The sequence below is a fragment of the Bradyrhizobium sp. LMG 9283 genome (assembly GCF_045571415.1).
In the GTDB taxonomy this organism is placed as follows: Bacteria; Pseudomonadota; Alphaproteobacteria; order Rhizobiales; family Xanthobacteraceae; genus Bradyrhizobium.
In genome coordinates, this window is sequence record NZ_CP120691.1 from 1,288,094 (window position 1) to 1,310,048 (window position 21,955).

The following is a 21,955-nucleotide window of genomic DNA, read 5'->3' on the forward strand; positions in this document are numbered from 1 at the left end:
TCGTGTTGGCAATTGTCCCATTGGGGAAGCGCTTTGGTTTTTCTCAGGTTCGGTGCTCACAGACGTCAATCCATTCAGCCCCGGTCAGCTCGGCCATCCGCTCAGGAGTAATGCGCACCGCGCTGTGGGTCGAGCCCGCGGCTGGCACCACGATGTCGAACGCCTTCAGCGAAACGTCGCAATAGACCGGCAGCGGCGATTTCAGACCGAACGGGCAGACGCCGCCAACCTCGTGCCCGGTGATGCCGGCGACTTCCTCCAGTCCCAACATCTTCGGCTTGCCGCCGAACTGCGCCTTCACTTTCTTGTTGTCCATGCGTGAGGTGCCGGCGGCGACGATCAGGATCACGCGCTCGCCGATCCGCAACGACAGCGTCTTGGCGATCCGTCCCGGCTCGACACCATAGGCTTCGGCCGCCAGCGCCACGGTCGCAGAGCTGATCGGAGATTCGATGACGGAGATGTCGGGGGCTTTCTCGGCGAAGAAGGCGCGAACGGATTCCAGGCTCATTCCGGGCAGCTCATTCCAATCTCACAGGTGGGCGGCGACTCCTAAGCGATTCTTGGCAGCTCGGAGAGGGCGCGGATACGATGATCCGGCGCGAAGCCGAGCTCGTCCATCTGGGTACGGATCGCCTTGAACATGGTGAGCGGTGCCACGAGTTCGTTCTCGACGCAAGCCAGCGCCATCGCTTCGGGCGTCACCCGCTCGATCCAGGCAACCTTCAGTCCGAACGATTTCGCCCCGGCGGCGTCCCAGGGGTTCGAGGAGACGAACAGAACCTCGTTCGGCGCGGTGCCGAGCACCTCGCCGATCAGCTCATACGCTTGCGGGCTCGGCTTGAAGATCTTCTTCGCATCGACGCTGATGGTGGCATCGAGCAGGGCATCGAGGCCGGAATTGCGCACGAGCGCGTTGAGCATGTCCGGGCTGCCGTTGGAGAGGATGGCGAGCTTGCGCGGCCTCAAGGCCGCAAGCGTTGCGGTCGCATCCGGATAGAGATCGAGATGCAGATACTTCTCGATCACGCGCTCGAACGTCTCGCTCTCATAAGCCAGCCCGAGCACGCGCAGCGTATAGGCGAGCGAGTCGCGGGTGACGGCGGCAAAATCCTGGTAGCGCTGCATCAGCGAGCGCAACCAGGTGTATTCGAGCTGCTTGATGCGCCAGATCTGCGTGATGATCTCGCCATAGCCCGGAAATGCATCCTCGGTGATCTCAGCGACCGACTGGATATCGTAGAGCGTTCCGTAGGCGTCGAAGACGACGGTGTTGATGCTCATTGGCTGTCCTTCCGGGCCGTTGTGGTTCGCAAGAACTCCGCTTGGGGAGTAAGCATCATCGTCATCTTACCAGAGCAAAGCGGAAGTCTGCCACTGCAAGTGTGATCGGCGGCTTGTGACCCGGACCTGCCCAAGCGGTCACAAATATCGCCTGCAGCGTAGTACAGCACGGGCCGATCTAGTACCTATCAACCAAAATCGACACGCGGGACAGCTATCCATGTTATCCTTTGTGCGAACAGGAGGATTGAATGCCGCTCAAGCCGCTGGAATTGAGAGAGATGACCCCGGAAGAGAGAGAAAAGCGTGATCTTGCGATTGCGCAGGCAAGAGAATCCGAGAAGGCAGACGCTGCTAAAAAGTCGGTGAAGCTCCGGACATTGCCGCAAAAGAAGAAGTAAGGGCAGCGTGATCACGAAGTTCACGAACGAAAAGCCTCGGGCCGTGCGCCGCAGCTTCTGTTTTCCGTATGTCGGGATGTGGCCCAAGCCGGACTCAGGGCGAGTTGCCCCGACGCGCTCCAATCAGGCGCGCAGCAGACCTGGATGAAGAGCATCGCAAGCTAGACAGTTGGCTGATGTCCTCGCCGGCTCCAGCCCTCCCGCTCGGCGAAGACGCGGCTGACCTCCGCCATGTGCTCGGTGCCCCACGTGCAGAGCGGCTTCGCCCGGGCGCAGGTCTGAAGCCTTCGCCTGAGCGTGAGGGCTTCGATCAACGGGATCGAAGCCCTCAATGCGCAGCGACGAGAACGCGCCTAGATCCCCAGCAGCTTGCGCGCGTTGGCCTTGAGCACCTTCGGCCGGATCTCGTCGCGGATGTCGATCTTGGCAAAATCCGACAGCCAGCGGTCCGGCGTGATCACCGGCCAGTCCGAGCCGAACAGCATTTTGTCCTGCAGGATCGAGTTGATGTAGCGCACCAGGATCGGCGGGAAATATTTTGGCGACCAGCCCGAGAGATCGATGTAAACGTTCGGCTTGTGGGTCGCGACCGACAGCGCCTCTTCCTGCCAGGGGAAGGAGGGGTGCGCGAGGATGATCTTGAGATCGGGGAAATCGGCCGCGACGTCGTCCATGTACATCGGGTTGGAGTATTTCAGCCGCATGCCCATGCCGCCGGGCATGCCCGAGCCGACGCCGGTCTGGCCGGTGTGGAACAGCGCGATCGCGCCGCCATTGTTGATCTCTTCATAGAGTGGATAGGCCATGCGGTCGTTGGCGTAGAAGCCCTGCATGGTCGGGTGGAATTTGAAGCCGCGCACGCCGTATTCCTCGATCAGCTTGCGCGCCTCGCGCGCGCCGAGCTTGCCCTTGTGCGGGTCGATCGAGACGAAGGGGATGAGGACATCGAGATGGTCGGAGGCGACCTCCAGCATCTCGTAATTGTTGTAGCGGCGGAAGCCGGTCTCGCGCTCGGCATCGACAGGGAAGATCACCGCGGCGATGTTCTTGGAGCGGTAATAGGCCGCGGTTTCCGGCACCGTCGGCGGATGCTTGTTCGGCGACTTGAAATATTCCGCCATCTGCGCCTGGAAGTCGTCGTAGCCGTCGTCGGCATGGCAGCCGCAGGGCTCCTCGGCATGGGTATGGATGTCGATGGCGACGACATCATCAATGTTGGGCAGCTTCAGCTTCGGCATGGGTGTCCTCCCGGCGGGTTGCCGAATTGATTATATCATATAACGAATTTGGCAAGGCGTCGTCGAAAGGCCTTGAGATCATGGCGACAAAATCGGGCCGATTCGGCCGCTTCTACTGTGCATGGGGTTGTTTTCACGAATTTGCTGTGCCGGGGCGGGGCAGTTAACATTGACATCCGGTCCTCCCATGCCTTAAGAACCGCCCCGTCCCGGGCGGTCGGTCCGCCGGCGGGAAAGATCTCATTTTGCCACATTCGCGCGTGCCGAAACGGTAGTGCCGAACACGGCCTTTCGAACGTTCAGGATTCTGCCATGAAGGTCCGTAACTCGCTGAAATCGCTGCGCGGTCGCCATCGCGCCAACCGCCTGGTCCGCCGCAAGGGCCGGGTCTATGTGATCAACAAGGTGCAGCGCCGCTTCAAGGCGCGCCAGGGCTGATACTGCCCTAGCGGACACCTTTCGCGCGCTCCGCAAGACCACGGTCTCACACGAGAGTTTGACGCCGCCTTTGCTTTGCAAGGGCGGCTTTGCGCGTTTAGACTTTCACCATGGCAGTCAGATTCCACCTCGCGCGCACCCTGTGCCTAGCCCTCGTGCTGGGAACCGGCGGCCTGGCCCCGGCCCTGGCGCAGCAGGTTGAGCCACCCGGCAAGCAGAAGAAGCTGCCTGAAGCGCCGGCCAAGCTGCCCAAGGTCGATCGCAGCAAAAATCTCGATTTCCTGTTCGGCGCGCTGAAGGCGGCCCCCGATGAAGCCAGCGCCAAGCATGTCGAGGCGCGGATCTGGGCGATCTGGCTCCAGACCCCGAGCGACACGGCGGCGCTTCTGATGTCACGCGCCAAGACCGCGGTCGACGCGAAGAAGATCGACGTGGCCATCAAGCTCTTGGATTCGATCATCAAGCTCAGGCCCGATTACATCGAGGCCTGGAACCGGCGTGCGACGCTCTATTACATGCAGAACGACTATGGCCGCTCTCTCGCGGATATCCAGCAAGTGCTGATCCGGGAGCCGCGCCATTTCGGGGCGCTCGCCGGCCTCGGCATGATCATGCAGGAGGTCGGCGACGATAAGCGCGCGCTTGACGCCTACCGCAAGGCGCTCGCCGTCAATCCGCACCTCGAGAAGATTCCCGATCAGGTCAAGGCTCTGACCGAGAAGGTCGAAGGCCGCGACATCTAGCTATAACTCGATCATTTCTTGAGCGATCGCCGCCGGCGTGGATTAACCACGATCGCAGGCGTTGCACCGCGAGGGCTATTGCGAGGCCTGATACAGGCCTACCTGCATGGCAGGAGCGAAAGCCATGAAGCGTTTGGTGGTCGCAGCGGTATTGCTGCTCGCGTCGGGGACGGTGAGCTTCGCCGACGGACTGTTCTGGGTGGTCGGCAACCGCGCCACCGGCAAATGCACCATCGTGACCAGCAATCCAGTCATCATCGGCGACATCTGGTTCGGCGACGGTCCCTACAAGTCCAAGGCCGATGCCAAGCTTGCCCGTTCGACGATCCGCGCTTGCCCTGCAGTCACGCCCGAGGAAGAAAAGGAAGAGGACGGGACGAACTAACCTGCGCTCAATGCAGGACGTTGCTGCCGCGCTCGACGAGGCTGCGGTCGGCGGCTGCGGCGTAAGCCTTTGCAAGCTCGGTCTCGAGGTGCTCGTTGATCAGGAGCAGCGCCCGCACGGCACCGCGCAGGTCGCCGTTGCAGCTCGCGACGATTTCGTCGATCGCAGTGTCGTTCGATCTGAAGTTCATTGAAATTCTCCGGTTCAAATCAGGACAAATCCTGCCGGTCTTTCCCGCATCGCCCGACGTTGCGAGGAGGATCGGCGCCCACCCGCGCCTAGATGGCCGAACCGACCATGGCGATTATATGGAAGCCGCGATGACGCCTGCATGAAGCTGTTGCGGGGCTTGCGTACTCTCTCGGATCGTTGTTGACTTTATTGAATTATTTCGTTTGGCGATTGTGCACATATCCACAGCCCGGCCTTTTCGGTGGAAGCGTGGAAAGCCGGCGGCGAAACTGCCACCCGTCAGACCCGTAACTGCCCCGTGCCCAGGATCACCCGGATTCTCCCCATGATCGTGATGTCAGTCATGACGGCGCTGGTTCTGCTGGCGCTGGTCACGCAGGCGGGGATCGTCTTCGTGCAACGCGCCTATCCACCGCAGGGGCGGATGATCGAGGTCGACGGCGCGACGCTTCATGTCGTCGATATCGGCCCACGCGATTCGGGGCTTCCGATCGTGATGCTGCACGGCGCGAGCTCCAATCTCGAAGCGATGCGCCGGCCACTCGGTGACATCCTCGCCGACGATCATCGCGTCATTCTGATCGACCGCCCCGGCCATGGCTGGAGCACGCGCGGGCGGCGGCAGGATTCGACGCCGCAGATCCAGGCGCGGATGGTCGATGAGGCGCTTCACAAGCTCGGGATCGATCGCGCGGTCTTCGTGGCGCATTCCTGGAGCGGCGCGCTCGGGGCGCGGATCGCGCTCGATCACCCGCACCGCGTAGCCGGTCTCGTGATGCTCGCGCCCGTCACGCATCCCTGGCGTGGCGGTGTCGGCCGCTACAACGAGATCATCGCAACGCCCGTGATCGGTCCACTGCTCGCCTACACGATCACGCTGCCGCTCGGCTATGTCCTCGCTGAATCCGGGGCGCGCAACGTCTTCCTGCCGCAAACTATGCCCGACGGTTTCGTCAAGGACTCCGCGACGCCGCTCTTGCTTCGCCCCCGCGAGTTCATCGCCAATGCTTATGATCTGGTGACGCTGAAAGAGTCGGTCGCCGCGCAAGTTGCGCGCTATGGCGAGATTTCCGTGCCGGTGACGGTCATCGCGGGCGAGCCGGACAAGACCGTGAGGACCGACATCCACGCGCGCCGTTTTGCCGCGACCGTGCGGAATGCAAAACTGATCGTGCTGCCGGACCTCGGCCACATGGTGCAGAACGCCGTGCCGGATCTCGTGAAGGCGGAGATCGAGACGATGATCGGCAACATCGCCCCAGCGCAGGCGGCCGCCGATTAGCGGCCGCCTTTTGCATGCTTACTGCTTGATCTTCCCGTCCTTGTCGTATTGGGCAATGAAGGCCCAGAGATTGTTGATCTCGGTCTCGTTTTTGATGCCCGCGAACGCCATCTTGGTGCCGGGGATCTTGGCCTTGGGGTCCTTGATGTATTCCTTGAAAGTGGCCTCGTCCCAGGTGATGCCGGAATTCTTGTTCGCATCCGAATAATTGTAGTCCGGAGCAGTGCCCGACTTGCGGCCGTTGAGGCCATTGAGCTCGGGGCCGACCTTGTTCTTGGCGCCTTCGCCGATCGCGTGGCAGGCCAGGCACTTGTTGAACGATGTTTTGCCGGCCGCGACATCCTGCGCCATCGCGGCGGGTGCGGTGGCAATCACGGTGAGGATCGTCAGTGCGCCAAAAGTCAGTTTTGTCATCGGGTGCTCTTCGTCTCTTCCCTGGTGGGTCTGGTCAGTCTCTTGCCTGGTCAACAATCGCCGACCCGCCGCTTTTGGCAGGCCTGCTCGGCTTGGACAAGCCACCAAACCATGACAGGTTTCACGGTTTCCTACTTGTCCCAGAGCGAACTTGCCTCAGATCGTCGATCAGACTTTCGGATGGCCTACCCAAATAGGCGCGGACGTGGTTGATTTGCCGCGACAAATTGGATCATGCGGCGCGAGCCGGAAGGATATGTCATGGCCATCATGATGCCTGCGAGCGACCAGGCGGTGCTCGCGCGCCGCGCGGAGATCATTGCTGCGCTGCGCACAATCGTGCCCGGCGAGGGCGTGATCGACAGCGCGGCCGAGATGCGGGCCTACGAATCCGACGGGCTGACCGCCTACCGGCAGCCGCCGATGGTTGTGGTGCTGCCGGATACGACCGAGCAGGTCTCGCTCATCCTGAAATATTGTGCCGCGCAGGGTATCAAAGTGGTGCCGCGCGGCTCCGGCACCTCGCTGTCCGGCGGCGCGCTGCCGCTCGAAGACGGCGTGCTGCTCGGGCTCGGCAAGTTCAAGCGCATCCGCGAGATCGATTTCGACAACCGTGTCGTCGTCACCGAGCCCGGTGTCACCAATTTGGCGATCAGCCAGGCGGTCGCGCATGCCGGCTTCTACTACGCGCCCGATCCGTCATCCCAGATCGCCTGCTCGATCGGCGGCAATGTCGCCGAGAATTCCGGCGGCGTGCATTGCCTCAAATACGGCATGACCACCAACAACGTGCTCGGTTGCGAGATCGTGCTGATGAACGGCGAGATCCTGCGGATCGGCGGCAAGTCGGCGGAGAGCGCCGGCTATGACCTCATGGGCGTCATCACCGGTTCCGAAGGCCTGCTCGGCGTCATCACCGAGATCACGGTGCGGATCCTGCAAAAGCCGGAGACGGCGCGCGCGCTGATGGTCGGCTTTGCGCAAGTCGAGGCGGCGGGTGAGTGCGTGGCGCGCATTATCGGCGCCGGCATCATTCCCGGTGGCATGGAGATGATGGACAAGCCCGCGATCCACGCCGCGGAGGCCTTTGTCCATGCCGGCTACCCGCTCGACGTCGAAGCGCTCCTCATCATCGAACTCGACGGTCCCAAGATCGAGGTCGACGAGCTGATCACGCGCGTCGAGGCCATCGCCAATGCCTGCGGCTCGACCACCTGCCAGATCTCGACTTCGGAGGCCGAGCGCAATCTGTTCTGGGCCGGCCGCAAGGCCGCGTTTCCGGCCGTGGGCCGCATCTCGCCCGACTATCTCTGCATGGACGGGACGATTCCCCGCGGCGCGCTGCCGAAGGCGCTCGCCCGCATCCGCGAGCTCTCGGAAAAATACCAGCTCGGCTGCGCCAACGTGTTCCACGCCGGCGACGGCAATCTGCATCCGCTGATCCTCTATGATGCCAACAAGCCCGGTGAGATCGAGCGCGCCGAAGCCTTCGGCGCCGACATTCTGCGCGCCTGCGTCGAGTTCGGCGGCGTGCTCACCGGCGAGCACGGCGTCGGCATCGAGAAGCGCGACCTGATGCCCGACATGTTCAGCGAGATCGACCTCAGTCAGCAGCAGCGGTTGAAATGCGCCTTCGACGCGCAGGGCCTGCTCAATCCCGGAAAAGTATTTCCGACCCTGCACCGCTGCGCCGAGCTCGGCCGCATGCATGTTCATGCGGGCAAGCTGGCGTTTCCGGATATTCCCCGGTTCTGAAGGCCGCGGTGACGGTGCACCCTCTCCCTTGTGGGACAGGGTGGCTCCCCGCAGAGCGACGAGACGGGAGAGGGGTATCTCTCTGCGTGTCCCGAATCGTAGGATGGGCAAAGGCGCACTTGCGCCGTGCCCATCATCGATCCAGCTCTCCAGTCGAAGTGGTGGACACGCTTCGCTTTGCCTCAGCCTACGATATCTGTGCTCGCGGATAGATACCCCTCATCCGGCGCCGTAGCCGAAGCTCCGCTTCGGCGTTCTGAGAACGGCGGCCGAAGGTCTCACCAACTTCTCACAAGGGGAGAGGGAAACGGGCCCTCACACCAGCTCGTATTGCGCCCGCTCACGCCTCGCCAGTAACGGCAGTGCCTGTCCCGCGATGTAGGTCTTGAAATGTGCGCTTTCCTGGTGCGCCTTGAAGGCGGCTTCGTCGCGGAACAGCTCGTAGAACAGGAACTGCGCCGGATTATCCTTGGCGCGGCTGATCAGGAACAGCTTGACGCCTGGCTCGCCCTGCGCCTGCGGGAGGAAGCCGCGCAGGATCTCGGCAACCCGGTCGGCCTCTTCGGCCTTGGCTTCCCATTGGGCCACGACGAGAAGTCCGCCGCCGACTGCCTGATGGACGGCTTGTTGGTTCATTGCCTGTTCGTTCATGATGGAGCTCCTTTGGGACGAGAACCATGCGATCGGTAGCGAAGTCTCGGGTGAAGATGGTTCGATGATGATCGAAGTGCGGATGTTGCAGGGGCGGAGGCCGACGTACACTCCAGATCCCGTGAGCGACCGCGACGCTGTCGTCTCGAACCCATGAAGGCTCAGCGGTTGCAGCTCGGCTTTCATCCTTCGAGACGCTCGCTGCGCGAGCTGCAGGATGAGGGAAGCGCCACACTCGGGAGGCCGCCAACGTTCGCAACCCTCATGGTCGCATTTGGATCACGCACAGAAAAAGCCGCCGGGTTGAGACCGCGGCGGCGTCTGCTATTCGCAGTTGCGAGACGATCGTCAGTAGCCGCTCTTGCTTGTTCCAGTGGTTTGACCAGGAGCGTAGCCAGAAGCGCCGGGATAACCTTTCTTAGAGCCAGTGGCTTGCTTCTTATGTCCCGGAGCGTAACCGGATGCTCCCGGATGGCCTTTCTTGGATCCCTTGACTTGCATCTCATGGCCCGGCGACTTGGTCGATGCGCCTTGTGCAAATGCGGCCGGCGCAGCGCCGATGAGGGCGATGGCAGAAAGTGCAACAATCATCTTCTTCATGTTCATTCCTCCTCTGAAGGAAGCACGCGTTGGAAAAGGGCGCAGTTCCATGAACGGCCAGTCGAGAACTCAGGTGGACTTGAGCACGCCGTTCATTCCGTTCGGGTAGAACCCGCCTTGGCTGACACCCTGCTTTTCGGTCAAATAGACGATATGCAGCACCTCCTGCGGCGTGCGGCGGAACGCAATGGCATCGGGCGTTGAGGGAACGACATTGGCTTTGCCGTTCATCTGGATGCCCTGATCCTTGTCCTGACGACCGTCGAGCCGGTCCCGGGCGTCGGAGATGGCGTTGGCCGCATTCCAGGCCTTTTCACCCATCAAATAGAGCTGCGACCGCGCCATCCCCATGTGGTACGCCTCGACGGCCAGAATGCCCGCCGCAGCCTCGACGAACTCCTTGCTCTTGATCAGCGGCGCTGCCCCGGCATACGCCGTCACGCCGACGTCCTCAAACAGCATGCCGCCCAGCAGGACACTCATGTCATCGGCAAACGGATCGAAATCGGCGGGGAGACCGGCTGCCTGGGCGGCTGCCTTGAAGCCCGCATCGAAATCGATGGCTGGGCGCGATACCGCCATCCTGCCCAGCGTCTTGCGATAGAAGCGCACGTGGGCAAGCTCGTTTTCGGCCAGCTCCTCGACAAATTCGCGGATTTCCTTCCTGTCGAATTTGGCTTCGTGTCCGCCAGCGACCCTCGCGGCGTCGGGTCCAGCGTCAGAATCGTCGATCCCCTTGCCGGTCGTGGCGCGCAGATAAAACTCAGCCTCCATGTATTCCAGGTTCAGCGCGAACTGAAAGATGTCCTCATCCTTCACTTCAGCGGCATGTATTCCCACGCCCGTGGTTTCCTGGTGCTTCTGTGTTTTGTGCTGCGCATGGGCGGTGGGGATCAGCAGCCCGCTCAGGCCCAGGACAGATAAACCGGCAACGGATTGCCGGCGGGAGACACGAAATCGCTCCACGTTCATGGCAAACCTCCTCCTCGTGGTGATTGTGGACGCGCCTTACAGCAGCTGCAGCTCGCCCAGCCCATTTCCGCCTGCTTCGCGCTGGCGCGCCGAATGCATGACAAACGCGAGAGCTTGCGTCCGTTCCTAACCGGTTCGATGCCCGACTGGCGTTGCGCCTGCGGGACGAAGCGGCGCAGGATCTCGGCAACGCGGTCTGCCTCCTCTAAAGCGTGATGAGATGAGGTCGATAGCCGCGAAGGCGACGGTGTGCTCCCTCTCCCGCTTGCGGGAGAGGGTTGGGGAGAGGGTGCTTCCGCAATGGGACAATCCCCAAGAGGAAAAAGCCCTCACCCGGCGCGTCGCCATAGCCGAGGCTTTGCCTCGGCGTGTCTTGAGATGACGGCCGCCAGAGGCGGCCTACGCCTCTCCCGCAAGCGGGAGAAGTGAGCGAGCCTGCGGCAATCGATTCAGCCTAATGCCATTCCGCTTTAGCTTCGCTTCCGTTTGCGCCACGACCAGAAGACCGCAACCGCTCTGGCCGGCTGGCACGGTGAGGAAGAGACAAGGCGCCTCCTTTGGGAGGTGGGGCGCGAGCCATGCGTCGAATTGATTTCCCGCGCGAATTTCGCTACCGCCTTTTCCCGTGGATACGCTCAAGGTCAGAGACGCCAAAGACGTCGAAGAGGTGGTGCGCGCGGCGATTGCCAACGAGCAGCCGCTCGAGATCATCGGCCATGGCAGCAAGCGCAGCATCGGCCACGCCACGGCAACCAACGCCGTGCTCGACGTCTCCGCGCTCAATGCCGTCACCTCCTACGAGCCGAACGAGTTGATCGTCACGCTCCAGGCCGGGGCGCCGCTTGCCGACGTGCTGTCGCTGATCGATGCCAAGAACCAGCAATTCGCCTTCGAGCCGATGAACACCGCCCCGCTGCTCGGCACCCCGGTATCAGGCACCATCGGCGGCATGATCGCGGCCGGGCTCGCCGGTCCAAGGCGGATCAGGGCGGGCGGGGCGCGTGATCATCTGCTCGGGGCGCATGCCGTCTCCGGCTTTGGCGACAGCTTCAAGACCGGCGGCAAGGTGGTGAAGAACGTCACCGGCTACGATCTCTGCAAGCTCCTGGCGGGGTCGTGGGGCACGCTGTCGGTGATGACCGAGGTCACGCTCAAGGTGATGCCGAAGCCGGAGGCCGAGCGGACGCTGTTGCTGCGCGGGTTAGAGGATGCCGCCGCCAACAAAGCCATGACTGCGGCCCTTGGCTCACCCTTCGACGTCTCCGGTGCCGCGCATGTGCCGAAATCGGCATTCCGGGCCGAGACCGAGGGGCTGGTCGACATCGTGGGCCAGGGCGAGGCGCTGACCGTGCTGCGGCTCGAAGGCATCACCGCATCTGCCGCGCACCGCGCCGGCTCGCTGCGCGAATTGCTGGCGCCGTTTGGAACCGCGACGTTGATCGAGGATGTCGCATCTGCCGCGCTATGGGCCGCGATCCGCGATGTGCTGCCCTTCGCGACCGGCGGCGCGCTCGGCGCCTGGCCAGTGTGGCGGATCGTCTGTCCGCCGGCCTCGGGCGCGGCACTCGGCACCCAATTGGCGCGCGAGACCGGCGGCGACCTGATCTATGATTGGGGCGGCGGGCTGATCTGGGCGGCATTGCCACCGAAGCCGGACGCGCATGCACCGGTCGTCCGTGCGCGCGCGAATGCAGTTGGGGGACATGCCACGTTGATCCGGGCGGCCGAGGAGGTCAGGCGCGATGTCGATGTGTTCCATCCACTGGCGCCGGGCATTGCCGCGCTGAGCGAGCGGGTGCGCGCCAGCTTCGATCCGAAGACCATTCTCAACCGGGGGCGGCTCACGCGGAGCGCTGCTGAATGAAGACCGAATTCTCACTCGCGCAGCTCGCCGACCCCGACATCGCGGAAGCCGACAAGATCCTGCGCGCCTGCGTCCATTGCGGCTTCTGCACCGCAACCTGTCCGACCTATGTGCTGCTCGGGGACGAACTCGACAGCCCGCGCGGCCGCATCTACCTGATCAAGGAGATGCTGGAGAAGGATCAGGTGCCGACCGCCGAGGTGGTCAAGCATATCGACCGCTGCCTGTCCTGCCTTGCCTGCATGACGACCTGCCCCTCCGGCGTGAACTACATGCATCTCGTCGACCAGGCCCGGGTCCGGATCGAGCAGCGCTATCAGCGGCCGCTGGCCGAGCGGCTGTTGCGCAAGGTGCTGGCCTTCGTCCTGCCGGACCCGCAGCGCTTCCGCATCAGCATGTGGCTGGCGCGGCTGGCCCGTCCGCTGAGCGTCTTGCTGCCGACGCCCCGGCCTTCGGCGACGCCCGGATTGATCCAGCGCATCAAGGCAATGCTGGCGCTGGCTCCGAACCGCCTGCCGCCCGCAGGGCCTGCCCCGGGCAGCGTATTCGCGGCGCTCGGGAAGAAGCGCGGGCGTGTGGCGCTGCTGCAGGGCTGCGCCCAGCAGGTGCTGGCGCCGCGGATCAACCAGGCCGCAATCAGTCTCCTCACCCGCCATGGCATCGAGGTCGTCTTGGTCCGGGACGAGCAGTGCTGCGGGGCGCTGACCCATCACCTCGGCAACGATGAGGATGCGCTGGCGCGAGCTCGCGCCAACGTCGCGGCGTGGAGCGCGGAAGCAGCCGGCGAGGGGCTCGACGCCATCCTGGTGACGACCTCCGGCTGCGGTACGGTTATCAAGGACTATGGCTATCTCCTGCGCGAGGACGCCGCGTTCGCGGCCGATGCGGCGAAGGTGTCGGCGCTCGCCAAGGACATCACCGAATACGTCGCCGGCCTCGGACTCGCGACGACTGCGAGACAGGACAACATCGTGGTCGCCTATCACTCCGCGTGTTCGTTGCAGCACGGGCAGAAAATCACAGGCCTTCCGAAAGAATTGCTTTCCAAGAATGGATTCGTGGTGAAAGATGTACCCGAGAGCCATTTGTGTTGCGGCTCGGCGGGGACCTACAACATTCTCCAGCCCGAGCTTGCGGGTCGGTTGCGCGATCGCAAGGTCGCCAACATCGCGAGCGTCAAGCCGGACATGATTGCCGCGGGCAATATCGGCTGCATGGTGCAGATTGCCAGTGGCACGTCAGTTCCGGTCGTACACACGATTGAGCTTCTCGATTGGGCTACGGGCGGATCGCGGCCGGCATTGAACGCGCAAGCTTGAGTTTCAAAGCTGAGCTTTCGTCCGGAGGTGACGGCGCAACGACGTCCGATCGACCATTGTTCGGCGGCAACAGGAGGACCACGATGGCGAAAGCGAAGAAGAAGAAAAGCAAGAAGGCCAAAAAGGCCAAAAAGGCTGTAGCGGCGAAGAAGACCGCGAGGAAGACAGCCAAGAAGTCCGCGAAAAAGTCTGCCAAAAAGACTGCGAAGAAAGCTGCAAAGAGATCTGCCAAGAGGGCAGCCCCGAAGAAGGCTGCGGCAAAGTCGGCCAAGAAGGCCGCTCCCAAGAAGGCCGCGAAGAAAGCGGCACCGAAGAAGGCGAAGGCAGCGCCTGCTCCGAAGCCCTCAGCACCGGCAGAGGCTCCGGCTCCCGAGCCTGCCGCCGAGACAAGCTGGGCGATGCCTTCGTCTTCTGCGGAATCGGCGTCGGCCGAGGGACAGGGGTAGGGCCTCGGCCTCTCGTCGCCCTTGGAAGGATCTGCAAACAGAAGGGCCGCGGCGCCAGGTGCTGCGGCCTTTTTGCATCGTCACAAAGCGGGTTTGGTCGCGCTGTTCCCGGCGGCAGTCTGATTCGTTGCCTGGGTATCACGCTGCCCGATGATCCCCGGGCTTACACGGGCCTTCTGTGCATTTTGGAATGCAAATAATGTGATCGGGAAGCCACACAGGCTGACAACCTTTCGTGGAATTGTCAAAACGCCTAAAAAGTCGGCAGATGCCCGCGCTTTTTGCTTCACGGTTCATATCCCCCAATCCAAATTGCCGCAGCGATGACATTTGCAATCAGGTCGAGCGCCCCGGGGGGCTTCCGGGATCCGACTGGGGTCTAAGAACTGGCGATGGGGATCGAAATGAAGAAAGTGGTTTTGTTGGCAACGGCGCTGGCAATGGTGACGGGTTCGGCTTTCGCGGCGGACTTGCGCGTGAAGGCGCTGAAAGCCCCGCCGCCGCCGGCCTTCGATCCCTGGGATGTCGCCTTCGGCGCCGGCATCATGAGCGATTACATCTTCCGCGGCGTCACCCAGTCCAACCATAAGCCGTCGGTCACGGCCTATTTCGAGCCGCGTTACAACGTCAACAAAGACCTGCAGCTTTACATCGGTACCTCCGCCTCGAGCATCTCGTTCCCGAACCGCGCCGCGGCCGAGGTCGACATCTACGGCGGTATCCGCCCGACCTTCGGCATGTTCGCCTTCGACTTCGGTGTCTGGGGTTACCTCTATCCGGGCGGAAGCTGCTTCGGCTCGCAGGGCACCCTCGCCCAGGGCAATTGCGGCACCGACATCGATTACTCCCAGGGCGCCATCGGCCTTCCCATCAACGGCAACTTCGCCAAGAAGGACGCGAGCTTCTTCGAGGCCTATGCCAAGCTGAACATCGCCATCAACGACCAATGGACGGTCGGCTTCAACGAGTACTACTCGCCGAACTTCCTCAACCTCGGCGCCTGGGGCAACTACGCTTCGATCACCGCCAAGTGGACCGCGCCGAGCACGATCTTCGGTGCCAGTGGCGTTGGCATGTACGTGTCCGGTGAGTTCGGCCGGCAGTGGCTCGGCACCTCCGACATCTTCTACGGCATCGCGGGCGATCCGGTGTATGCGAACGGCATCAAGGAGCCGAGCTACAACACCTGGAACGTCGGCGTCGGCTTTACCTACAAGGTGTTCACGCTCGATCTTCGCTACTACGACACCGACCTGAAGAAGGGCGACTGCAACGCCTTCACCAGCGACTACACCGCGAAGTTCGACGGCAGCTTCACCCCCATCAATCCGGGCGGCTTCGGCTCCAACTGGTGCAGCGCGGCCGGCGTCGCCAAGCTCTCGTTCGACCTGACGGCGATGAGCAACCTGAAGTAAGTCTTCTAACCGAGACGACTTGACGAGGGCGGCAGAGTGATCTGCCGCCCTTTTGCTTGTGCGCCAGGCATGGCGCGGAGCGCCGTGACTGGCGCGATTTGATTGGAGTGGTGTCCGATCGATGACTTGGAGGTGAGAGTCCTCTACGGACCCTGGTGATGGGAACCGTTAGCCGAACAGCAAGGGCGTCGTCGCGAGGCGGGGTCTGAAGGAAGCTGTAAGCAAAGTGCCGGCCTGACGAACAGGAAGCGCATAGGAGGCGTCCGCATCCGGGCGAGGGAGCAAGAATTCCCGAAGCCCAATATCACCCGGAGGATGCGGCCGTAGATGCGACAGGTACATGGCACGAAGGTCACGCGACTAACCCTGGGAGATCTGTCGTCCTGCCCCCGGCAACGGGTGTGCTACCGGCGCCGCAAGGCGTCGGGATGGGGCGGCAGAAGTCAGCAGAGGCCGTAGTAGCCGGCAGACCAAGCCGGTGAAGGGCCGAACGTCGAGTACCGGAGGAGGCCGGTCTTGGTGGAAGCAGATGCAGACGATGGCGCTGAGATGCGTCATGCCCGCTCCGAGGGCAGCGGCCGGAAGCCGCCAGAGCAGGAGGCGGGTGCATCAAACATCGCGGCAAGATCGCAACCTTCCCCTCCGGAGGTGGAAGTGCGGCTGATAGAGAAGATCGTCAGCCGAGCGAACATGATGGCGGCTTACCATCGGGTGGTGGCGAACAAGGGCGCCGCGGGCATCGATCGGATGACTGTGGAGCAGTTGCAGCCGTATCTGAAGGAGCATTGGCTGCGCATCAAGGAAGAACTGCTGGAAGGCCGCTATCGGCCGCAGCCGGTGCGCGGGGTGGAAATCCCCAAGCCCGGTGGAGGGATGCGCCAATTGGGCATCCCGACGGTGGTGGATCGGTTGATCCAGCAGGCGATGCATCAGGTGCTGATGCCGCTGTTCGATCCAGGCTTCTCCAAGGCTTCGTACGGCTTCCGTCCGGGGCGCAGCGCGCACGATGCGGTGCGTGCCGCGCGAACGCACGTGGCCGAGGGCCGACGCTTCGTCGTCGACCTTGATCTGGAGAAGTTCTTCGACCGGGTGAACCATGATGTGCTGATGGCACGAGTGGCCCGCCGGGTCGCGGACAGGCGGGTGCTGCGGGTGATCCGCCGCTACCTGCAGGCTGGATTGATGACGGGTGGGATCACGACGGCACGGAGCGAAGGCACGCCGCAAGGCGGTCCTCTGTCACCGCTGCTGTCGAACATCCTGCTCGATGACCTGGACAAGGAGCTCGAGCGACGAGGCCACGCCTTCTGCCGTTACGCCGACGACTGCAACATCTATGTGCGGACGCGGCGGGCCGGCGAGCGGGTGATGGCGTCGATCACGCGCTTCCTGACCGAGCAGCTGCGGCTCAAGGTCAACGCAGCAAAGAGTGCTGTTGACCATCCCTGGGCGCGTACCTTCCTCGGTTACACCATGACCGCTCACAAGCAACCGCGCCTGCGGGTCGCGGCCAAGAGTGTGCAGCGGTTGCGGAGCAAGCTGAGGACGACGTTGCGCCAAGGGCGCGGACGAACCCTGGCATCGACTGTCAGAGCCCTAACCCCCATCCTGCGCGGCTGGCTGCAATACTTCCGGCTGGCGGAGGCCAAAGGGGTGTTCGAGGAGCTCGACGGCTGGATGCGGCGCAAATTGCGCTGCGTCCTCTGGCGCCAGTGGAAGCGACCGCGGACACGCCGCAAGCGCTTGATGCAACGCGGGCTCGATCCGGAGCGGGCATGGCGGTCGGCCTCCAACGGCCGAGGCCCCTGGTGGAACGCCGGGGCCAGCCACATGAACGATGCCTATCGCGCCGCCTTCTTCACGCAACTCGGCTTGCCGTCTCTCATCGAACTGCACCGCCATCTCAATCGTGCTTGACGAACCGCCGTATACGGAACCGTACGTACGGTGGTGTGGGAGGGGGAAGCCGCGAGGCTTCCTCCTACCCGATTGGGGCTGGTGAGAAGGATGCTCGACCGCGGGGCGAGAGTGCGAAGTGCGGGGCTGGAGACCGGCGCTGACGCCTCACGCTCCGTGATTGCGTTTGCAGCGTCGTTGTGACCCGGACGCAGCGCAGCGCTCCTTCAGCGGTGCGCTGCAGAGCCGGGGCCCATTCTTCTGGAGTCCGACACCTGGGTCCCGGCTCTGCGCCTCAACGCTGAAGGGCGTTGCGGCTTGTCCGGGATACGAGAGGAGGCGGGCGCCGCGCCCCTTTGCGCCTCAGGGCGCGGCGGTCGGCTCCGCCTCGACCGGTTCACGGCCCTTGCCGACAACGTGGATCGCACCATCCTTGACCAAGGCGACCTTCCTCGTGTGGAAGGCGTCGAGCGTCGAGCGGTGGCCGATCGAGACAATGGTGGCCTGCGGCAGCTTCTCCGCCAGGAGCCGGTAAAGCCGGGCCTCCGACGGCTCGTCCAGCGAGGCAGTCGCCTCGTCCAGGAACAGATAGTCCGGCGCATGCAGCAGCGCGCGCGCAAGCCCCAGGCGCTGCTGCTCGCCGAGCGACAGCATCCGGTTCCAGTGACCGTCCTCGTCCAGCCGTCCGGCGAGGTCAGGCAGCCCAACCGCAATCAGTGCGTCGCGCACTTGCGCGGCGTCGAACGCGCCGGGCGCTGCGGGATAGACAACGGCATCGCGCAGCACGCCGACCGGAAAATAGGGCCGCTGCGGCAGCATCATCAGCCTTGCCTTCGCCGGGATGACAACCGTGCCGGTACCGAACGGCCAAATGCCGGCGATGGCCCGGAACAGCGTGGACTTGCCGGAGCCCGACGGTCCGGTCACCAACACGCGCTCCGAGGACCGAATCGTGAAGGCCTTGGCGGCCACCAGCGGCGTGCCGTTGGGCAGGTTCACGCAGAGCTGCTCGAGGTCGATATGACGGCCGCCGGCGACCTCCAGGGCGATGGCAGGCTCATGTGCCGGCAGGTTCGCCGCCGATTCGACCGACATCTCGAAGCCATCGAGGCGCGCAACGATCGAGCGCCACTCCGCGAGCGACCGGTAGGCCGTGACGAAGAACGACAGCGCGCCCTGGACGCTGGAGAAGGCGGATGCGGTCTGCATCATGTCGCCGAGCTGGATCTTCTTGGCGAAGAAGGCCGGCGCCACCAGCACGTAGGGAAAGATCACTGCGGCCTGCTGGTAGCTGGCCGTGAACGCGGTGAGGCGTTTGGTCCGGCTCATGATGCCGTACCAGTTGGCGATCACGAAACCGAAGCGATCGAGCAGGCGGGCGCGTTCGGCGCCTTCACCTCTGAGCAGCGCGATCTGCTCGGAATTCTCGCGGACGCGGACGAGGTTGAAGCGGAAGTCGGCTTCGTAACGTTGCTGCTCGAAATTGAGGTTGACCAGCGGTGCGCCGATCCAGTGCGTCAGCGCGGTGCCGAAGATCGCGTAGATCAGCGCGCCCCAGCACAGATAGCCGGGGATCATGAGATCGGTGCCGAACAGGCGCAGCGGCGCCGCGTTGGAAAGGCCCCAAAGGATGATCACGAAGGAGAACAGCGTCACGATCGACGAGAGCAGGCCGAGCCCGATGGTCAGGGTCTGCTCGACAAAGTTCTTGACGTCCTCGGTGATGCGCTGGTCCGGGTTGTCGGCCGCATCGCCCTTGAGCTGCATGCGATAATGCGTGGCGCCGCCGAGCCATTCACCGAGATAATGCCGAGTGAGCCATTGCCGCCAGCGAATCTGGAGCCACTGGTTCAGGTAAAGCTTGTAGACGGCCAGCGCGATATAGGTGAACGCGAGCGCGACGAAGATCCAGATCTCCCTCACGAAGCTGTCCCAGTCGCTGGTCTGGAGTGCGCTGTAGAACCGGTTCTGCCACTGGTTCACCAGCACGTCGATCGCGACCAGCGCCAGCTCCATCGCGACCACGGCGGCGAGCAGGCCGCGGCCGGCCCATTTGTCCTCGGATCGGAAATAGGGGGCGGCGATTCGCCAGACGATCGCGAGCGTGGCGCTGATGTTCTTCACAGAGCTCTGTCTCCTCGAGGGGATGTGCACAAATGCCCTGAGCCAAAGACTTGAGGCAATGGCGAAAACGGGCGCGCTTAGACTAAAGTCGCAAGACCTGCAAATTGCGTTGGATTGTCGCAGCTTGCAACCCTAGCATGGGGCTCGACGGCGCGGGGCGGGGTGCTCAGGGATTTCGCGAGCTTGTGAGCGGACGGGAACCGCTGCATTCGCGAGGAATCCGCGTCCAGCTCGGGGGTTATCGCTTCCAGCGTCAAGCAGGACCGGCTCTCCACGCGGGCCGCCTGCCGCAACATGCGTGGGGAGGAAGCCATGTGGGATCAAATCTACAATCCGCTGAACAACGCGGCACTGTCGACCGTCGCGGCGGCCGTTCCGGTCGTCTCGCTCTTGGTCATGATCGCGAGCGGGCGCGTGAAAGCGCACATCGCGGCCGTCATCGCCGTGATCATCACCAACCTGATCACGATCTTCATCTTCACCATGCCGGCGGGCATGTCGATCCGCGCCTCGGCGCTCGGCATCGTCACCGGCTTCTTTCCCATCGGCTGGATCGTCCTCAACGTCATCTTCCTCTACCAGGTCACGGTGAGCACCGGGCGCTTTGAATTGCTCAAGCGCGCCATCGGCGGCGTCACCGAGGACCGGCGCCTGCAGCTCCTGCTGGTCGCGTTCTCGTTCGGCGCCTTCTTCGAAGGCGCTTCGGGCTTCGGCACGCCGGTCGCGATCACCGGCGCGGTGCTGATCGGGCTCGGCTTCTCGCCGCTCGCAGCCTCCGGCCTGTCGCTGATCGCCAATACGGCGCCGGTCGCCTATGGCGCGCTCGGCACGCCAATCCAGGGACTTGCTTCCGTCACCGGGCTCGATCCCTACATCCTGGGCGCGATGGTCGGCCGGCAACTGCCGTTCTTCTCGCTGATCGTGCCGTTCTGGGTGGTCTGGGCGTTCGCGGGCTGGCGGGGCATGAAGGATGTCTGGCCGGCGATTCTCGTCACCGGCGTGTCGTTCGCGATCCCCCAATACGTGATCTCCAACTACATCAATCCCTGGATCGTCGACATCGGGGCGTCGCTGATCTCGATGGGCGCGCTCATCCTGTTCCTGAAAGTGTGGCAGCCGCGGCAGCTCTGGTTGTCGCCGGAGCTGCGCGGCCACGACGAATCGGCCGCGCAAATGGAAAAGGCAACGCCGCTGGACAAGACGCCGCTGACCCAGTCCGAGCTGTGGAGCGCGCTTTTGCCGTGGATCATCGTCTGTATCGTGATGCTGATCTGGGGCAACGGTGCATTCAAGACCTGGGCGAACTCGATCTTCACCTGGAACTACCCCGTTCCCGAGCTACACCAGATGATCAACAAGATGCCGCCCGTGGCCGCCAAGCCGACGCCGGAGGGCGCGGTGTTCGCGTTCACCTACCTGTCGTTCACCGGCACCGGCATGCTGATCGCGGCGATCATCTCCGGCTTGCTGATGGGGGTTGGGCCGGGACGCCTGCTGGTTGAGTACGGCCGCACCATCCGGCTGTGCGCGATCTCGCTGATCACGATCTCGGCGATGCTCGCGATCGGCACCCTCACCCGCCTCTCGGGTGTCGACGCGACGCTTGGTCTCGCCTTCGCGGCGACCGGTGTGCTCTATCCCTTCTTCGGAACGCTGCTCGGCTGGTTGGGCGTGGCGCTGACGGGATCGGACACCGCCTCGAACATCCTGTTCGGCAACCTGCAGAAGATCACCTCCGAGCAGATCGGCCTGTCGCCGGTGCTGATGGCGGCGGCGAACTCCTCCGGCGGCGTGATGGGCAAGATGATCGACGCACAGTCGATCGTGGTCGCCTCCACTGCGACGCGGTGGTACGGCCACGAGGGCTCGATTCTGCGCTTCGTGTTCTGGCACTCGATCGTGCTGGCGTGCTTGGTCGGTGTGCTCGTGACGCTGCAGGCTTATGTCTGGCCGTTCACGGCGCTGGTCCTGAAGTAGCGCCGCGCTTCGACAAATCCCCGCGAGGTTCATCCCCGCGGGGATTTTTGCATCTGTGCGAACCTTCTCAATGGCGCAGCCGTCTTATAGAAGGTGCCGCAAATCAGGTCGGTCGAGAGGTCTCATGGTTTCGCTCAAGCGATTGGTGTGTGCGGCGGTTGCAATGCTCGCGATGTTTACGCTCGCGCGTGCCGAGGAGGGGTTTCCCTTCGGCACCGAGATGACGCTGGAGGCGTTGCCGCAAGCAGGCTCGAAGCGGATTCCGAATATCGAGATCGGCGACAATGGCGAGGTCGTGCTGGAGCTCTGGTGCAAGGGCGGCAAGGGCCAGTTCTCTGTTGCCGGCAACACCGTGATCTTCGTCCCCGGCCAGATCCAGGACCGTTCCTGTCCGCCTGCAAAGGCGCAGGCCGACGACGAGCTCGTCGCCGCGCTCGGCAGCGTCGAGACCTGGAAGCGCCAGGGCGACGTCCTGATGCTCGTAGGTCCCAAGCCGCTGCGCTTTCGCGTGAATGGGAACTAGCTTCGCCCGTGTCCCGGACAAGGCGCGTCGCCTAAG

Annotated in this window: 23 protein-coding genes; 13 read left to right on the plus strand and 10 right to left on the minus strand. The window is 63.4% G+C overall.

All coding sequences use genetic code 11. From position 1 onward, the window contains the following. Positions 1–43 precede the first annotated feature (43 nt). Both P6U29_RS06020 and P6U29_RS06025 read right to left on the minus strand, forming a co-directional pair. The gene (locus tag P6U29_RS06020; RefSeq protein WP_407116758.1) at positions 44–511 is read right to left on the minus strand and encodes a YbaK/EbsC family protein; all 468 of its coding nucleotides are present in this window, start codon (positions 509–511) and stop codon (positions 44–46) included. A gap of 41 nt (positions 512–552) precedes the next feature. After that, positions 553–1,284 (minus strand): haloacid dehalogenase type II, encoded by a 732-nt coding sequence (locus tag P6U29_RS06025; protein WP_407116759.1) that lies wholly within the window; start codon positions 1,282–1,284, stop codon positions 553–555. Between the two features lie 251 nt (positions 1,285–1,535). Here P6U29_RS06025 and P6U29_RS06030 point away from each other — a divergent pair, with 251 nt between their 5' ends. Further along, positions 1,536–1,685 (plus strand): hypothetical protein, encoded by a 150-nt coding sequence (locus tag P6U29_RS06030; protein ID WP_407116760.1) that lies wholly within the window; start codon positions 1,536–1,538, stop codon positions 1,683–1,685. A gap of 353 nt (positions 1,686–2,038) precedes the next feature. Here the strand turns inward: P6U29_RS06030 and P6U29_RS06035 are convergent, their stop codons facing one another. Further along, positions 2,039–2,923 (minus strand): 4-hydroxyphenyl-beta-ketoacyl-CoA hydrolase, encoded by an 885-nt coding sequence (locus P6U29_RS06035; RefSeq protein WP_011090280.1) that lies wholly within the window; start codon positions 2,921–2,923, stop codon positions 2,039–2,041. A gap of 312 nt (positions 2,924–3,235) precedes the next feature. Between P6U29_RS06035 and ykgO the strand changes: the two genes are divergently transcribed. The 3 genes from ykgO (at position 3,236) to P6U29_RS06050 (ending at position 4,489) form a co-directional block, all read left to right on the plus strand. Then, a complete protein-coding gene (gene ykgO / locus P6U29_RS06040) occupies positions 3,236–3,361 on the plus strand; it encodes a type B 50S ribosomal protein L36 (protein WP_006611362.1) in 126 nt (41 codons plus the stop codon). Between the two features lie 110 nt (positions 3,362–3,471). Next, on the plus strand, positions 3,472–4,104 hold the full coding sequence (locus tag P6U29_RS06045) for a tetratricopeptide repeat protein (protein WP_407116761.1): 633 nt from the start codon (positions 3,472–3,474) through the stop codon (positions 4,102–4,104). A 124-nt stretch (positions 4,105–4,228) separates the two neighbouring features. After that, positions 4,229–4,489, plus strand: a complete 261-nt coding sequence (locus P6U29_RS06050) for a hypothetical protein (RefSeq protein WP_407116762.1) — start codon at positions 4,229–4,231, stop codon at positions 4,487–4,489. Positions 4,490–4,496: 7 nt separating this feature from the next. On the opposite strand, the gene P6U29_RS06055 is transcribed toward P6U29_RS06050, so the two are convergent. Next, positions 4,497–4,679: a hypothetical protein gene (locus P6U29_RS06055; RefSeq protein WP_122400925.1), complete on the minus strand. Its 183-nt coding sequence runs from the start codon at positions 4,677–4,679 to the stop codon at positions 4,497–4,499. 327 nt (positions 4,680–5,006) lie between these two features. On the opposite strand from P6U29_RS06055, the gene P6U29_RS06060 reads away from it, so the two are divergent. After that, on the plus strand, positions 5,007–5,963 hold the full coding sequence (locus P6U29_RS06060; protein ID WP_407116763.1) for an alpha/beta fold hydrolase: 957 nt from the start codon (positions 5,007–5,009) through the stop codon (positions 5,961–5,963). Between the two features lie 18 nt (positions 5,964–5,981). Here the strand turns inward: P6U29_RS06060 and cycA are convergent, their stop codons facing one another. Further along, a complete protein-coding gene (gene cycA, locus P6U29_RS06065) occupies positions 5,982–6,377 on the minus strand; it encodes a cytochrome c-550 CycA (protein WP_407116764.1) in 396 nt (131 codons plus the stop codon). A 261-nt stretch (positions 6,378–6,638) separates the two neighbouring features. Between cycA and P6U29_RS06070 the strand changes: the two genes are divergently transcribed. Continuing rightward, positions 6,639–8,132 (plus strand): FAD-linked oxidase C-terminal domain-containing protein, encoded by a 1,494-nt coding sequence (locus P6U29_RS06070; RefSeq protein WP_407116765.1) that lies wholly within the window; start codon positions 6,639–6,641, stop codon positions 8,130–8,132. A 315-nt stretch (positions 8,133–8,447) separates the two neighbouring features. Here P6U29_RS06070 and P6U29_RS06075 read toward each other — a convergent pair whose 3' ends face one another. From P6U29_RS06075 to P6U29_RS06085, 3 genes are all read right to left on the minus strand, one after another. Beyond that, positions 8,448–8,783, minus strand: coding sequence for a putative quinol monooxygenase (locus P6U29_RS06075; protein ID WP_407116766.1), 336 nt, complete (start codon positions 8,781–8,783; stop codon positions 8,448–8,450). A 348-nt stretch (positions 8,784–9,131) separates the two neighbouring features. Continuing rightward, complete coding sequence (locus P6U29_RS06080) at positions 9,132–9,383, minus strand: hypothetical protein (RefSeq protein WP_407116767.1); 252 nt, start codon at positions 9,381–9,383, stop codon at positions 9,132–9,134. Positions 9,384–9,452: 69 nt separating this feature from the next. Beyond that, positions 9,453–10,157 (minus strand): ferritin-like domain-containing protein, encoded by a 705-nt coding sequence (locus P6U29_RS06085; RefSeq protein ID WP_407119253.1) that lies wholly within the window; start codon positions 10,155–10,157, stop codon positions 9,453–9,455. 823 nt (positions 10,158–10,980) lie between these two features. Here P6U29_RS06085 and P6U29_RS06090 point away from each other — a divergent pair. From P6U29_RS06090 to P6U29_RS06100, 3 genes are all read left to right on the plus strand, one after another. After that, a complete protein-coding gene (locus P6U29_RS06090) occupies positions 10,981–12,219 on the plus strand; it encodes an FAD-binding protein (RefSeq protein ID WP_407116768.1) in 1,239 nt (412 codons plus the stop codon). Next, positions 12,216–13,538 (plus strand): glycolate oxidase subunit GlcF, encoded by a 1,323-nt coding sequence (gene glcF, locus P6U29_RS06095; RefSeq protein ID WP_407116769.1) that lies wholly within the window; start codon positions 12,216–12,218, stop codon positions 13,536–13,538. Before P6U29_RS06090 ends, glcF begins: the two co-directional genes overlap by 4 nt. Positions 13,539–13,621: 83 nt before the next feature. Further along, on the plus strand, positions 13,622–13,984 hold the full coding sequence (locus tag P6U29_RS06100; RefSeq protein ID WP_407116770.1) for a histone: 363 nt from the start codon (positions 13,622–13,624) through the stop codon (positions 13,982–13,984). 80 nt (positions 13,985–14,064) lie between these two features. Here the strand turns inward: P6U29_RS06100 and P6U29_RS06105 are convergent, their stop codons facing one another. After that, a complete protein-coding gene (locus P6U29_RS06105; RefSeq protein WP_407116771.1) occupies positions 14,065–14,274 on the minus strand; it encodes a hypothetical protein in 210 nt (69 codons plus the stop codon). Between the two features lie 114 nt (positions 14,275–14,388). Between P6U29_RS06105 and P6U29_RS06110 the strand changes: the two genes are divergently transcribed. Further along, a complete protein-coding gene (locus P6U29_RS06110) occupies positions 14,389–15,399 on the plus strand; it encodes a TorF family putative porin (protein WP_407116772.1) in 1,011 nt (336 codons plus the stop codon). A gap of 519 nt (positions 15,400–15,918) precedes the next feature. Then, positions 15,919–17,316 carry a group II intron reverse transcriptase/maturase gene (gene ltrA / locus P6U29_RS06115; RefSeq protein ID WP_407119254.1) on the plus strand — a complete coding sequence of 466 codons (1,398 nt, stop codon included), beginning with the start codon at positions 15,919–15,921 and terminating at the stop codon, positions 17,314–17,316. A 342-nt stretch (positions 17,317–17,658) separates the two neighbouring features. Here the strand turns inward: ltrA and P6U29_RS06120 are convergent, their stop codons facing one another. Continuing rightward, entirely contained in the window at positions 17,659–19,419 is a 1,761-nt protein-coding gene (locus tag P6U29_RS06120; protein ID WP_407116773.1) for an ABC transporter ATP-binding protein/permease, read from the minus strand. 312 nt (positions 19,420–19,731) lie between these two features. Between P6U29_RS06120 and P6U29_RS06125 the strand changes: the two genes are divergently transcribed. Both P6U29_RS06125 and P6U29_RS06130 read left to right on the plus strand, forming a co-directional pair. Continuing rightward, positions 19,732–21,396 carry an L-lactate permease gene (locus P6U29_RS06125; RefSeq protein WP_407116774.1) on the plus strand — a complete coding sequence of 555 codons (1,665 nt, stop codon included), beginning with the start codon at positions 19,732–19,734 and terminating at the stop codon, positions 21,394–21,396. 124 nt (positions 21,397–21,520) lie between these two features. Further along, complete coding sequence (locus tag P6U29_RS06130; RefSeq protein WP_407116775.1) at positions 21,521–21,919, plus strand: META domain-containing protein; 399 nt, start codon at positions 21,521–21,523, stop codon at positions 21,917–21,919. Positions 21,920–21,955 lie beyond the last annotated feature (36 nt).